We start from the raw sequence: 13,096 nt of genomic DNA on the forward strand, positions 1-13,096 counted from the left end.
GAATCCGCCTGACATCTCAGAAAGCATCCTCAGTTGGACGGGGGAGGAGTTTTTGAGAAACGGCCAGCCAGTTGATTTACCCTACCAGATCATCTCCGAACAAAATTCGGGTAGCGGAGGAACTTATGGCTCGTGGTACCTCAGTCTCCTCAAGGTGGAGTTAGACTCAGATAAGGCAGCCAGTGGAGATTACTTTGGCGAGGAGGATGTTAGAATCGATCCCGTCATTCTTCGAAATCCTCAAATCTTCGGTGAAATTGCGAGTGATGATATAGACCCATGTGATCGACAGCGAAAAGATCCAGCACTCGTTGTCTTTTACGAAGACGTCATAGATCAGGACTACGACGTCGAGAATTTTGATGTAACGCTAAGGGCCGTAACCTCAGGTCTTCCAGGTTCGTTCCAATGGGAGAAGGTCAGAGGACCTGATTCTGGCTCTCTTGAAGATGCCAACATGTCAAAGGCCACGTACGCCAATCCGAAGACCGGAGGTCTTTATCAATTCGACGTGGACGTTGGGGGCCAGAAGATCAGAACATCACTTTTGCTTCCATTGGCTGGAGCCGATATAACTGAGTGGTTTCAAGCGGAAGCAGCATCTATTGGACCGTGGGCAAGGTCTCATTTGCGAGCTACGGAGGATGCAAACTATAGCATGGTTCCTTTTGTTACGCGCTATCAAGTATTCAAAACATGGTCCTTAATCTCTGGATCTTTCTTCGACTATACTCTTGATCCCGTAGACTCCGAAGAACGGTCACCTTGTCGAAGATACCAATCCACAATCCGTAGAGGAGGAGAATACGGATATGTGACAGTCAATGGGTACGTGATCCACGGAAGTAAGATTAATTTGGCTCTGTGGTCACTATTTGGTAATCACTGGGGATATTCTCATTTTCATCTTGTTGCAGGAGGGCACGTGAACTCGATTCTAAGAGGGAAAGGACTAGATTCATCTTCTGCGGGTATCGCCATTTACCTCGGGAGTCAGTTGTATCGTCATCCAGACATTGCAATTGACGATCCAATCCGGGAACTTGTTTTGCGATTGATGCAAAGCGATGAAGATCTAATCGAAGAGAAATTATGGCCTTCTCCCTATCCGATGGATCCTTCGAAATCTACAATGAATAGGCCTGATCCAGACCTTCCAACAACCGCAAACTAGTAAGGCAATCAATGAAGCTATTCTCCGAAATTATCGTTTTCCTAATCTTTGGAGTGGTCACAGGGCTTGCTCAGAGCCCTAGCTCTTCGGAGATTTATTCCCAAGTTGAATCCCTTTGGAACAACAATCAGATGGTGCAATTGGACCAGTATCTTGAGGATCTAATAGATCAGAATCCTGATTACGCCCCTGCGATCACTGCCTCTAGTTTCCATGATGCGATCTTCAAGGGGAAGCTTCCATCAGCGAAGCAAAAACTTGAGAGCATTAAGAATGACGCTTCAGCGAATAGCGGAAAATATAGCGATGAATTTATCGAGGCTGTCGAAGGACTTATTGAAGAACTTGACCATGAAATCGATATGCATGCCCGCCATGGAATCACTGATGCAACACTAGAAGCGAACGCGTCCGCAATTGCTGTTCGAGCTGCGTGGGGCAACGACATTCCGATTCAAATATTGATTATCGAGATTGCGAATGAAGTTACTCTCTAAACCAAAGGAGAAGTTAGGCCTCTTCGTTTTCGCGTTACTCATCATCGTTTTCATTCTCACCTCGTATTCGATCTACAGGTCAGTGGCTATCCCTTGGCCACGAATAAGCAATCCCGAGGATCTCGTCCATGATTGCGAAATCCTTTTGCGGTCCTATCCCAAAGGCTTCGACCTTCCAAGGAATTCATGGCCAAAATCAGTTTCTGATCTAGATCCCCAATATGTCTTCGTAGATGATGGATACGTAAAAATCGTCCTCAGCGGCGGTGGAATTGGAGATAGTTGGGGTCTCATTGTAGCAGGGGAAGACGGTCAGATAATCATGACCGAGGATACAGAGAAAACCCGTAACAACCGAATTTATCGATTCGAATGAACCATTTACCCAGCAATCCGCAGGAAATCCTCTGCTTGATTCCGACCCGATCCAGAGCCTCAACTCCAGGCTCGTGTAGACAGCCTCCCGCACCCGCCTGTGCCCCGCCCGGGCAACCCCTTTTATCTTGGGCGGCCTCCGCTGTCGTCCAAAATCTTTAAGTCCAATCCCGCCTGTATCCTTCCTGGCAGTCTCAAGTTCCTTCGGAAGGGGCAGGTTTTGACATAAAGTGTTATTGGCCGAGTCCTCGGCAAAAGTGGAGTGCCTTATTCGGACTGAGACGGGTCGAACCGTTGTGCGCCCTCAAGGTTCATTGCTGGCTGTAGGGTCTGCATGATGTCGTTCTTCATAGATTGAGGAAGGACCTTTCTACTTGCTAATTTCGAGTGGAACATTATGTCTCAATCCAACGGTAAGGCGGGTTATGAGATGTCCAAAGTGCAGTTCAACCGAGACTAAGGTTGTAGATTCGAGAGTCGGAAAAACGGAAACGTCGATTCGGCGGCGGCGGGAGTGTATTTCCTGCGGGTTTCGTTTTACTACGACCGAGGAAGTGCTGCGCGAGAATCTAAGGGTCATCAAAATGGATCAGAGTCGGGAAGACTTTGATCGGAACAAGGTGATGAAAGGGATTCGCAAGGCGATCGAGGGTCGCCCGGTCGAGATGGAGAGGGTTGAGATGATGATCGCAGATATCGTGGATACCCTTCAGAAGGAGTTTTTCGATGAAATCCCGACTAAAGCCATTGGGGAAGAAATCATGAACCGACTGAAGCTGATCGACCAGATCGCTTATGTGCGCTTTGCGATCGCTTACAAAGACATCCGTGATATCGCGGAGTTGGAACAAGAGATTTCAGTTTTCAATCGATGAATCGGGAGAAGCATGCGCTTCGGATGAAACGCAGGCGTTTGTCCGAAATACGGACTGCGAATGGCCTTCTAGGATCGATTTTCCCGAAATCGATGGGGGTCGCAGAGCAAGTAGACGAGGCTATCCGGTTTGCTTGGCGAGAAAAGGATGGCAGCGTAGAGCCCTCCGCGGGCGTTATTGAGAAACTGATTCAGTGGTATCAAAACAAGGACGCGAAGGTCTTGTTGAAAGTTCTGGATGCATCTTCGTTTTCCGGTGGTTTTCTCTGGTTGGGCGCGGCTCTCGACCGGGTCTTGGAACAACTGAAAGAGGGGCAGCCTGGAGTTTTGGTCGTTACAGGGTTGAAGGATTCGGTTCGGCCTGCGGCGAAGCGATGGTCTCAAAGGGCAGAACGGGAGCGACGGGAGCAGATAGAGATTCTGGAGGAACGGGCAAGTCTCTGGGCACGTTCAAAGGGATCACCGGTAACGCTCTTGGTTTCCTAGGCCCTTGACGGCGACTGAGCTTGGCCATGAGTGAGAAGACGCTTTTCCAGAAAATTATTCAGGGTGAAATCCCCGGAGATTTTCTCTATGAGGACGACGAATGTGTAGTTTTGCGGGACATCGACCCTCAAGCACCTACCCACCTTTTGGTCATCCCTCGTCAGGTCATTCCGAGAGTGGGTGAGGCGTCGGAAGCCGATCAGGCTCTTTTGGGTCACCTTTTGCTGGTTGCCGGAAAAATGGGGAGGGAGATGGAACTGGCAGACGGATTTCGGGTGGTGATCAACCACGGCAAACATGGCGGTGAGAGCGTGCCGCACCTCCACGTCCACCTGTTGGGTGGTCGCCAAATGAGCTGGCCGCCGGGTTAAGATCAGTTTGGGTTACCTCTTTTCAAAACGGCCGTCGGCTCTCTTGCGAACGACTTTGCGTAGCTCAAGGAGCATTAGAGTAGCGTTCACGGTAGCCGTTTCGAGGCCTGTTGAGGTTGCGATTTGATCCGGGTGTAGAATTTCGCCATCAGCTAGGCAATTTTCGATCAGGGTCTCTTCCGGCGTGGATGATGTCTTCAATTTGGGATCGCCATCGTCGGGAATCTCCAAAGTGGTGGGCATTGGCAGTTCATCTAGCCGGAGTTGCTCGATTATTTCTTCTGCTGATGTGACTAGAGTGGCTCCATCCCGTATCAGTTGGTGACATCCGGCGCTGGTCGACTGATCAATCCGTCCCGGGATCGCAAAGACCTGCCTTCCTTGATCACCGGCAAACCTTGCGGTGATCAGGCTTCCACCGGAAATATCTGTTTCCACCACCAATATTCCGATACTCATCCCAGCAACAATCCGGTTCCTCATTGGAAAGGACTGGCGATTAGCCCGATAACCAAAAGGAAACTCGGTAAGGATACACCCGCGTTCTTTGATCGATTGGAACAGATGGATATTCTCTGTCGGATAGACGATGTCAGCTCCATTTCCGAGAACAGCCACCGTTTCTCCACCAACCTCGAGTGCTCCTTCATGAGCAGCGGCGTCGATACCACTAGCCAGTCCGCTTACGATACAAATTCCTCGCCGAGCGAGGCTACCGGCAAAGGCTTTGGCCGTCCGAATTCCATAGAGCGTCGTTCTACGGGAGCCTATGATGGCGATCGCCGGCGAGAATGAGCGGAGCGAGCCCAAGGCGTATAAACCGATTGGGGGATCGTAGATTTCTTCGAGGATCTTCGGGTAGGCGGTGTCGGATTGGCGAATGAACTCAGCCTGGTGTTTTTCTAGCTGCCGCTTCTCCCTCTCCAAGTCGAAGTGATTGGGCCAACGAACGATCGATTCAGCGATCTTTCCGCCGACCCCTTCGACGGTTTTCAACTCAGTGCTCTTTGCCTGAAGAATTCTTGCTGGGTCCGGCCCGAACCGGTCGAAAAGCCTGCGTAGGGTTATCGGTCCCAAGTGGGGAATACCATTCAGGACGATCCATGCATCCTCAGAGGAAACGTGTTTCGGTCCATTATCCTGAATTCCTTCCATCCTTGATCATAAGTGGAGCGACGTCCTAGGACGGTCGCGGCAAAAACGGCCGCACGAGCTCGCTCACTCGGGTTTCCAGAATGGCATTCATCGACTTGGGATTCGAACAGTCTGCACGCACGCCGGCAAATCCTTCGTGAAATTGGTCAAACAGGCTCCAGACAAGGCGATCGTCTGTATCGGGTATGGGAAGATCGTTGATCTCTTCTCTCGAAAAGAACCCAAAGGAACCTTCATCAATCGGAGGCGGAAGCTCAGTCAGTCTCTTGCGGCAGTGAAAGAGAAACATGAGCCAGTGCTTCTCCCCTTCGAAGTTCTTCTCTGAAACATAGGCGAAGAGATGAAGATCCTCATCGGATAATTGAACTCCCACTTCCTCCATAGTTTCCCTTCGCGCGCATTCAAAGGGCGATTCACCAAAACCCATCTCTAATTTTCCGCCGATTGGACTCCATCTACCCTGGTTTGGAGAACGGTTTCTTAAGAGCATGAGAAAACGTTCTTTCTCGTCTCGAAGAAAAATGAGCGTGCTGATTCGAAAGGGGGCCTTCTTCGCTCCAACCATGAGGGTGAGAATGAAGGGCCGTTCTCAATTGTGGAGGATAAAGTGAGCGAGAATTCCGAATCCTGCTGACCCTCCGAGGATCCAGTCAGCCCAGCAGACTTTTTCATTCGGGCCAGCTTTGTTGAAAATGGCGAGAGCAAGGAAGAGGCTGAGCAGGCCTAGCGCGACAGCGTTCATGTTCCAATAGAGTGCGATTGCCGAAAGGAGAAGACCTACCGTCACAGGGAAAACAATTGAGTTTTTTCCCGGGCTTTCCCAGAGACGGGTAACGAAGGCCTGAACCCAAAACGCACCTACGAAGAGACTCCAAACTGGTGCTGTTTCAGATATTGTGGCGCCCGAAAGAAGGAACGGAAATAGAAGACTGGCACTCGCCACAACGGTTCCGACGATAAGACTCATCAGGGCGGGAGGCAGGGAGTCTACGGCCCGCTTTGACGGAGTCTGAGTCAGTATTAGGTAGACTAGCGCAATGACCGTGAAAACACCTCCGACCAGTAGGGCTCTCGCTGGCAGATAAACGAGAGCACTACCAAGAGAGACTAGCCAGACAAGCACCCAACAGGTGGCTACACCTACTCGGTTACGGACCATGAAATGATGCCTGCCTCCAAGGTGAGTTTCCCGGCTTTGCGGCAATGAGTCGAACCAGCGGTCGGCGCAGTAGACCAACCAGACCGCTGAACCTGTCCACAGTAGAGGACCCGCCTCAAGGAAAACACCAAATGTGAGGCCGCCTAAAATTGCCCAGAGGACAACTGCGAAAACCGTGTCTAGCGCGAGGAAATGGAGGATCATTCAAGCAGTGATGAACAAAAACCATTCGCTGTGGATCCGGGTTGTCCGGCCTTACATCTTTTGAAGCGTCTTTATACCAAGAAGTTCCAGACCCGTCTCAAGGAAAAGAAGGGTTCTTGCACAAAGCATCAGGCGGCGTTCCCTTTCTTTAGGATCATCCGTCATGACTCGGTTTGCGCTGTAAAAGGCACTGAAAGCGTTTGCGAGCTCGAAGAGGTAGGCACACAAGAAGTGTGGGCGAAAATCTTGAATCGCCTGACTAATCGCAATGGGGAATAGAACCATCTTCCGCGCCAGAAGGATTTCCTCTTCCGTTGAAAGTTGTTCGACCTCGCCTTTCATGGCCTCTGGGGGAATGCCGGCTTTTCTGAAAATAGCGTAAATCCTCGCGACGGCGTAGAGCAGGTAGGGCGCAGTGTTTCCTTCAAAGCTCAGCATTTTGTCCCAGGAGAATTGATAATCCTGGGTTCGATTTTGCATAAGATCAGCGTAGAAGATAGCTCCGATGCCAACAGTCTCCGCGATGGTTTCTTTTTCTTCCACGGCAAGATCGGGATTCTTTTCTTCCACAATGGCGCGTGCCCGCTCAACACCTTCATCGAGAAGCTCCTGTAGTTTTACAGAACCACCACTCCTCGTTTTGATCGCTTTACCTCCTTCTCCAAGGATCGTGCCGAACCATACATGCGTTAGTCTGGGCATTCTTCTGCCGATGGATGAATACCATTTATCGACAGTCAGGAACAGTTGCTCGAAATGGTCTCGTTGCCGACTGTCCGTTACATACACGATTTCGTCCGCATTCAGCTCTTCGGATCGATACTCAACGGTCGCGAGGTCTGTAGTCGCATAATTGCTTGCTCCATCCGATTTTCGCACAATAAAGGGCTGGTCCTTAAATCTTGGGTGTTCGGGATGAAAGACCACAAAAGCGCCTTCGCTGATCTCGGCAAGTCCTGCGCTTTCGAGAGATTCGCAAACTTTCTCCACCTTATCGCGGTAATAGCTTTCTCCCAGAGTGAGATCGAATGAGATTCCCATCTGTTCATAAAGAGCAGTGAAAGCCTGCTTACTAATCTCGTTTATCCTTTCCCAGAGCATCATCCGGTGCTCGTCGCCGCGCTGAAGAAGAACGAGCTCATTGCGCGCCTGTTCTCTTTTCTGAGGGTCTTCTTCGACGAGTTGGTTGCCTTTGCGGTAGAGTTCTTCCAGCAGAGAGAGTGCCGTCTCAGGACTCTCTTCGAAGTCGAATCCTAACTCCTCAACGGCGAGCAGGAGGATTCCAAACTGGGTCCCCCAATCACCTATATGATTGTCGCGGATTACCTTTGCTCCGCAAAACTCGAGTAGTCTCGAGATGGATTCCCCGATAACGGTCGACCGAATGTGGCCGACGTGCATTTGCTTGGCGGTGTTTGGACTGCTGAAGTCTACAACGACAGTTCTTCCTGCGTAGTAGTGCTGCAGTCCTCGGGAAAGGAGTTCTTCGTTGTCAAAGTTTCCGCACCAATCCGTCAGGAAACAAGGAGTGAGCCTAATGTTGATAAATCCGGGGCCAGCAATGGAAAGTTGTACGAGGGCTGGACCGAATCTTGGATCACGAGTCAATTCCTCGAGCAATGCGGTGGCGAGCTCTCGAGGATTTTTCCTAAGTTGCTTGGCAAGGGGCAGAACGCCATTGGCTTGAAAATCTCCAAAACGTGGATCTGCGGGACGGACCAGAGGATCGAAATTAGAAGGAAACTCGGAGAGATTCTTGGCGACTCCCGAAATCCATTCTCTGAGAGAGTGCTGCAGATCAAAGGGTGTTTTCATAAATTGGTGCTGGACATGAATATTCGTAATATGCTAAGCTGTCAGGCTTTACGGATGCAAAAGGGGTCCGGCAAGGTTGTTATTAAAATTGATTAATGAGAAAGAAAATCGTTTCGCCTCGAAAGTTTGTTAAGCCAAGTTATTCGGCTCTAATCGAGAAAAAGCGCGACGGGAGCGAATTTTCCGAAGAAGAAATCCGCTACATTGTTGATTCGGTTTTGGATCGGGAGATCCCAGACTCTCAATTGGCGGCTCTGTTAATGGCTGTTTTCTTTCAGGGAATGTCTGCTCTCGAAACAGCCACTTTTGCCGAGGAGATGATGCTCTCGGGCGAAATGATCGACCTGACGAAGCTCAGTAGGCCCAAAATTGACAAGTTCTCGACGGGTGGTGTCGGCGATAAAACAAGCATTGTTCTAGCGCCCCTTGCGGCGGCCTGCGGTGTGGTCATGCCAACAATAAACGGCGTAGATGAAGAGTTGGAAATCAGCACTTTACAGAAATTGTCGGCGATTAAAGGTTTTAAAAAGTCGATGCCTTTGGACGACTTTGTCACTCAGTTGAACAAGACTGGATGTGCTATCATCGAGCAGAACGATGAGATCGCCCCGACGGATGCGACGCTTTATGCCCTGAGACAGAAATGTGGTAGCATACCGAGTCTTCCATTGATCACGGCAAGTGTTCTCAGTCGGAAGTTGGCCGCTGGTGCGGAAAGTCTGGTGGTCGATGTGAAGTGGGGGAACGGATCCTTTATTCAGGATTTGGAGCAAGCGAAACAACTTGCCCGTTCCATTACCAGAGTAGGCCGCTCGATGAAGCGCCGCTGTGTTGCACTCGTGACGGACATGAATCAGCCGTTGGGCGATTCTGTAGGAACGTCCCTTGAAATCAAGGAGGCCATCGAATTGTTGAAAGGAGAGGGGCCGGAGGATCTGAAGGAAATGGTTCTCAAGCTCGGGATGGAAGTGGTTCGCCTTTCGGGCGTAGCGGGTTCCACCCTTTCGGCGAAGCAAACGGTTCAGCGGCACCTGAAAGATGGTTCTGCTTTGGAGAAATTCAAGGAAATGGTTGGGGCTCAAGGCGGTGACATCAAAATGATCGAGGATCCTGAAAAGCTTCCGAAGGCAAAGCATTGCAAGAAGCTTCCTTCTCCGAAGAGAGGTTATGTCCATACGATCAACGCTGGTATGATCGCCCGCGGTGTCAGGATGCTGGCGCAGAAGAAAAATGGCACACTCGATCCGGCGGTCGGGATATCGGAAATCAAAAAAGTGGGCACCCAGATGAAACAAGGGGAGCCTTTGATGATGATTCACTACAACGATGAAGGGAACTCAGAGGCTGCTTTGGAGTTTCTCAAGGGAGCCTACCGCCTTGCGCCAAAGCGTCCCAACACTCCAGACTTGGTGGTGGAACGGGTCGCCTAACGTCGCCTCTAGATGTAGGCGCGGCGGGCCTTCACCTGAACGATTTCCATTTCGGGAAGAATGCAGGCGCTAAGGTATCCGCCATATACGCAGGCAGTGTCGATACAGAGGGTGTGGGCCGCATAGCGAAGTTCTGGGTTTGGCGTATGCCCATAGATGACTGTCGCCGGCCCCTCCCATAATTCCGACCAGTGGATCGAATGATCTCCCATTCTCTTTGGTGGGGGTATTCTCTTAGGAGAGATCCATTTCGTGGTGCAGACTGTCGAGAGCGATTGTGTTCGCCAAGGTCTCCCAGGAATGAACCCGCCATGAACACACACAAAATCGGAGTCATTCGTCTCGTAGAAGGCACGCATCTCCGATAGAAAGTTCCAGTCGTCGAGAGTCAGTTGTTGGAGGGTTTCGTAATCGTAGGATTTCAGGATAGAGGGGTCTCTGTGCTGCCTGTATTTTAAAAGTCGGTGTTCGTGGTTACCCATTAGGCTATCAAAACGGTTCCGTCTGACGATCTGGACTGTGCGATGGCTCTCTGGACCACGATTCACCAAATCCCCCAAAAACAAGACATGATCGCTACGCTTGGGAGATAGTTTTTCGAGGAGATCTTCCAGCTCGGATGCGCAACCATGCACATCTCCGATAGCGATAATCCTTTCAGCCATGGAGAGTTTTTATGGGCTAAAAGAGAGCGGCGTCACCTCAAAACCTTCTTTTCCCTCGTCATGGAAGTCTTTCGAGAATTGGATGATCCCCCATGCACGAATGGCATCTCCAGCAGGGTTCTCGAAAATCAACAACGTCAGAAGAGCCTTTTCTTGAGGGGCAGACGGTTCGGTCTGTCCTATGCCATTCCGAAGATGGATTGGTTCGTTTAGATTTTAACCCTGAAGAGGAGGTTTCTCTTAAGGATTACCGCCCAATTGCTCAATGGCTTCGACTTTTTCGTTCCAACCAAAGTGAGCGTGAGACGGCGCGTGCAGCGGTGGAATCTGCTGATGAGTTGTTTGATCAGATGATGTCTGGCTTACAGCCTGATTCCCAAGATGAAGAACATGAGACGAAAGCTGCTCTCAGGTTTTTGCTGGCCCTCCACCTTGAACGAAAACGTGTTCTTCGCCCGGTCGGACGTCCAGAGGCAGATGGCGTCCAGGTTTATCGTCATCCGAAACGGAATCGAAGATACGAGGTCAAACCAGTTATAATGGAGGGCAATCTTCTTCGAAAATTGAAAGGTAATCTGGATGTGATCCTAAGGTAATGACTGTAGGGCGAGTGGGAACGGAAACGGTGCCAACGAAAAGAGGGTTGAATCCCTTGACTCGTAAGTCGATGAGTCCTTGCCTTTTCTATTGGGGCACTGCCCAATAGGGGTGATTCGAACACCATGAATAGAAATCTATCGATTGTAGTTCTTGCAGGCTTGGTCAGTTTCGCGTTCTGGGGATGTCGATCCATGACCATAGAGGATCCTCATATCCCGACGATTTATCTCGAGGCAGCTGGTTCTGTCCCGGGTTCCGAGCACCCGTTCGTGACGCTCCCCGTTAGTGAGACGAAAGTTCGGATTTTTGGGAATCCGGTTTTCGGACCTTTGGATATTATTCGGATAGAAATGGTGCGGGTTGAGCGTGGTGTTGCTGTGCGGTACTTGTTGACGCCGTCTGCGTCTCGTGAGCTCATTCGATCTTCTGGCGACAACCTGGGCTATCGTTATGTTTTCTTCGATAACGAAGTCCCCATTGGCGCGCGTATGATTGATGGGATGATCGACGACGGCATCCTTTACACCTTTCTTGAGGTGCCTGATGAACAGCTCGGGGAATTGGTCCAGGAAATGAACCGGACCTTGGTCGAATTCCGTCGCAACAACCGATAGAATTACAAGAGACAACGGGCTCAATGGTGCACTGAAGCTGGGTGTTATGCGTCTCAGAGTTCTAGGTTGTTTTATCGCAATTGTTGGGACCGTTTGTGCGGATCGTCTTCCCCTGGTTTGGCCGACTCCTAATCGAGCTTTTCTGGAGGGGAAACCTTATGAGGATTACATTCAACCGACGAGATCAGGACGGATCGAATCAGGCCTCTACGGTTGCACGCGGAACGGTGGGCATCGGTTTCATGAAGGTATCGACCTAAAATCAATCGAGCGGGATCGTGCAGGGAGGTCTATGGATCCAGTCTTTGCTGCTGTCCCTGGGCGAATAGCCTACGTAAATCGTGTTGCTGGAAATTCTTCTTACGGAATCTATGTAGTCTTGGAGCATGAATACGAGGACGTCACTTTTTACACACTCTATTCCCACCTACGTTCGGTCGATCCTCAGATAAAAACGGGTCTTTACATCGAACAGGGAGCCGTAGTCGGCGTATTGGGTGCAACGGCAGGTGGTTACACAATTCCGGAAAGCCGGGCTCATCTTCATTTCGAACTCGGATTACAATTAAACAGTGAGTTTGGTTGGTGGTACGATCAACAGGGGTATGGATCAAAGAATCATCACGGCGATTGGAGCGGTATTAATCTTGTTGGTTGGGATCCGCTCAAATTTTACCGGCTAGCGTTAAGAGGGCAGATCGACGGTCCCCGGGATTTTCTGTTGCGGCAACCAAAGGCCTTGACGGTTCGAGTCGATTACCCGGGTGTGCCTGACTTTATCAGGAGGAATCAAGGCTTGGTAACCCGGACCGCAGGAAACAAGAGAAGAGGGTGGGAGATAGACTTCTCCCCTTATGGCTTGCCTCTAAGGTGGCGAGAGGCTCCAGAAAGCGCATTTGCGGAGCAAACTTCGAAAATCGCGGTGGTTGATTATGATCCCGATCTCGCTTTCAAGTTGTGCCGCGACCTTTTGGATCGCCGAGGCGGTGGAGCTGTCCCGGGAAAGGATCTACGGCGATCGCTCGAATTATTGTTTGGACCTTAGCAGACCGAGGTGGTGTTGTAGGCTGAGAACTAAAAAGGGATGTCGTCTTCAGGATCTTCCGCCGTGGAAACCGGAGGAACGCTATCGTTTGATTCTGGCTCTGAAGAGCCTCCCCCGGACGTGACCTGCCATGCGTTTAGATTTACGTAATAGTTCCCCTTCCATTCCCGTCCACGGATGTCGAATTTCACAGAGAGAGAATCACCCTTGCTGACGCCTTCAAGCTGGCCGATTTTATCCTGGACACACTCAAATTTAATATCCTGCGGATATTTCCCCGCGGTTGTCAGGACGAATTCCCGTTTTCGAAAACCGCTCCCAAAAGTCTGGTCTTCAAAAAGTTCCTTAACCACCCCTTCAATCTCAAACATGGCCAGATAATCAAATGACTGGGAATGCCTGTCAACAAAACGACAAGCTCGCAAATTCAACCACGTAAAACACCAAAATAAACCAGGTTTATTTTATTTGACAGGCTTGATAGTTTGGCTTTGAGTCATCGTCATGAAACGAAGGCGTAGGCGTTTGGTGGAGGGAGGGTTGGGCTACTACCATGTGATGAGCCGGACGGTGAATGGGGAGGGTTTGTTTGGTGAGGTGGAGAAGGAAGTGCTTCGGCGTATGCTCTGGCA

The 13,096-nt window shown here is 50.4% G+C and carries 16 protein-coding genes; 10 read left to right on the forward strand and 6 right to left on the reverse strand.

The genetic code is table 11. The annotated features are described in order from the left end of the window. From AAGJ81_15780 to AAGJ81_15805, 6 genes are all read left to right on the forward strand, one after another. A partial coding sequence (locus AAGJ81_15780; GenBank protein MEM0967607.1) for a hypothetical protein occupies positions 1-1,174 on the forward strand: 1,174 nt, incomplete at its 5' end. Positions 1,175-1,185: 11 nt separating this feature from the next. Continuing rightward, the gene (locus AAGJ81_15785; GenBank protein MEM0967608.1) at positions 1,186-1,671 is read left to right on the forward strand and encodes a hypothetical protein; all 486 of its coding nucleotides are present in this window, start codon (positions 1,186-1,188) and stop codon (positions 1,669-1,671) included. Then, entirely contained in the window at positions 1,655-2,047 is a 393-nt protein-coding gene (locus tag AAGJ81_15790) for a hypothetical protein (GenBank protein MEM0967609.1), read from the forward strand. The genes AAGJ81_15785 and AAGJ81_15790 overlap by 17 nt, the downstream gene beginning before the upstream one ends. A 424-nt stretch (positions 2,048-2,471) precedes the next feature. After that, positions 2,472-2,921: a transcriptional regulator NrdR gene (gene nrdR, locus AAGJ81_15795; protein MEM0967610.1), complete on the forward strand. Its 450-nt coding sequence runs from the start codon at positions 2,472-2,474 to the stop codon at positions 2,919-2,921. Next, positions 2,918-3,406: a hypothetical protein gene (locus AAGJ81_15800; GenBank protein ID MEM0967611.1), complete on the forward strand. Its 489-nt coding sequence runs from the start codon at positions 2,918-2,920 to the stop codon at positions 3,404-3,406. The genes nrdR and AAGJ81_15800 overlap by 4 nt, the downstream gene beginning before the upstream one ends. Before the next feature lie 26 nt (positions 3,407-3,432). Next, entirely contained in the window at positions 3,433-3,777 is a 345-nt protein-coding gene (locus tag AAGJ81_15805; GenBank protein ID MEM0967612.1) for a histidine triad nucleotide-binding protein, read from the forward strand. A 12-nt stretch (positions 3,778-3,789) separates the two neighbouring features. Here AAGJ81_15805 and dprA read toward each other — a convergent pair whose 3' ends face one another. Genes dprA through argS form a run of 4 tightly spaced genes read right to left on the reverse strand, consistent with a single transcriptional unit; the run spans position 3,790 to position 8,110 of the window. Next, positions 3,790-4,932: a DNA-processing protein DprA gene (gene dprA, locus AAGJ81_15810; protein ID MEM0967613.1), complete on the reverse strand. Its 1,143-nt coding sequence runs from the start codon at positions 4,930-4,932 to the stop codon at positions 3,790-3,792. A 25-nt stretch (positions 4,933-4,957) separates the two neighbouring features. Beyond that, positions 4,958-5,497 carry an NUDIX domain-containing protein gene (locus tag AAGJ81_15815; GenBank protein ID MEM0967614.1) on the reverse strand — a complete coding sequence of 180 codons (540 nt, stop codon included), beginning with the start codon at positions 5,495-5,497 and terminating at the stop codon, positions 4,958-4,960. A gap of 24 nt (positions 5,498-5,521) precedes the next feature. After that, a complete protein-coding gene (locus AAGJ81_15820) occupies positions 5,522-6,295 on the reverse strand; it encodes a hypothetical protein (protein MEM0967615.1) in 774 nt (257 codons plus the stop codon). 51 nt (positions 6,296-6,346) lie between these two features. After that, the gene (gene argS, locus AAGJ81_15825; GenBank protein MEM0967616.1) at positions 6,347-8,110 is read right to left on the reverse strand and encodes an arginine--tRNA ligase; all 1,764 of its coding nucleotides are present in this window, start codon (positions 8,108-8,110) and stop codon (positions 6,347-6,349) included. A gap of 95 nt (positions 8,111-8,205) precedes the next feature. Between argS and AAGJ81_15830 the strand changes: the two genes are divergently transcribed. Then, positions 8,206-9,540, forward strand: a complete 1,335-nt coding sequence (locus AAGJ81_15830) for a thymidine phosphorylase (GenBank protein ID MEM0967617.1) — start codon at positions 8,206-8,208, stop codon at positions 9,538-9,540. 8 nt (positions 9,541-9,548) lie between these two features. Here AAGJ81_15830 and AAGJ81_15835 read toward each other — a convergent pair whose 3' ends face one another. Further along, the gene (locus AAGJ81_15835) at positions 9,549-10,205 is read right to left on the reverse strand and encodes a metallophosphoesterase (GenBank protein ID MEM0967618.1); all 657 of its coding nucleotides are present in this window, start codon (positions 10,203-10,205) and stop codon (positions 9,549-9,551) included. Positions 10,206-10,297: 92 nt separating this feature from the next. Between AAGJ81_15835 and AAGJ81_15840 the strand changes: the two genes are divergently transcribed. The 3 genes from AAGJ81_15840 (at position 10,298) to AAGJ81_15850 (ending at position 12,464) form a co-directional block, all read left to right on the forward strand. Continuing rightward, positions 10,298-10,801 (forward strand): hypothetical protein, encoded by a 504-nt coding sequence (locus tag AAGJ81_15840; GenBank protein MEM0967619.1) that lies wholly within the window; start codon positions 10,298-10,300, stop codon positions 10,799-10,801. 126 nt (positions 10,802-10,927) lie between these two features. Continuing rightward, a complete protein-coding gene (locus AAGJ81_15845) occupies positions 10,928-11,419 on the forward strand; it encodes a hypothetical protein (protein ID MEM0967620.1) in 492 nt (163 codons plus the stop codon). Between the two features lie 46 nt (positions 11,420-11,465). Beyond that, the gene (locus AAGJ81_15850; protein MEM0967621.1) at positions 11,466-12,464 is read left to right on the forward strand and encodes a M23 family metallopeptidase; all 999 of its coding nucleotides are present in this window, start codon (positions 11,466-11,468) and stop codon (positions 12,462-12,464) included. Positions 12,465-12,493: 29 nt separating this feature from the next. Here the strand turns inward: AAGJ81_15850 and AAGJ81_15855 are convergent, their stop codons facing one another. Beyond that, entirely contained in the window at positions 12,494-12,835 is a 342-nt protein-coding gene (locus tag AAGJ81_15855) for a DUF3127 domain-containing protein (GenBank protein ID MEM0967622.1), read from the reverse strand. Positions 12,836-13,096: the final 261 nt, after the last annotated feature.

The sequence above is a fragment of the Verrucomicrobiota bacterium genome (assembly GCA_038744685.1).
Taxonomy (GTDB): Bacteria; Verrucomicrobiota; Verrucomicrobiia; order Opitutales; family Puniceicoccaceae; genus Puniceicoccus.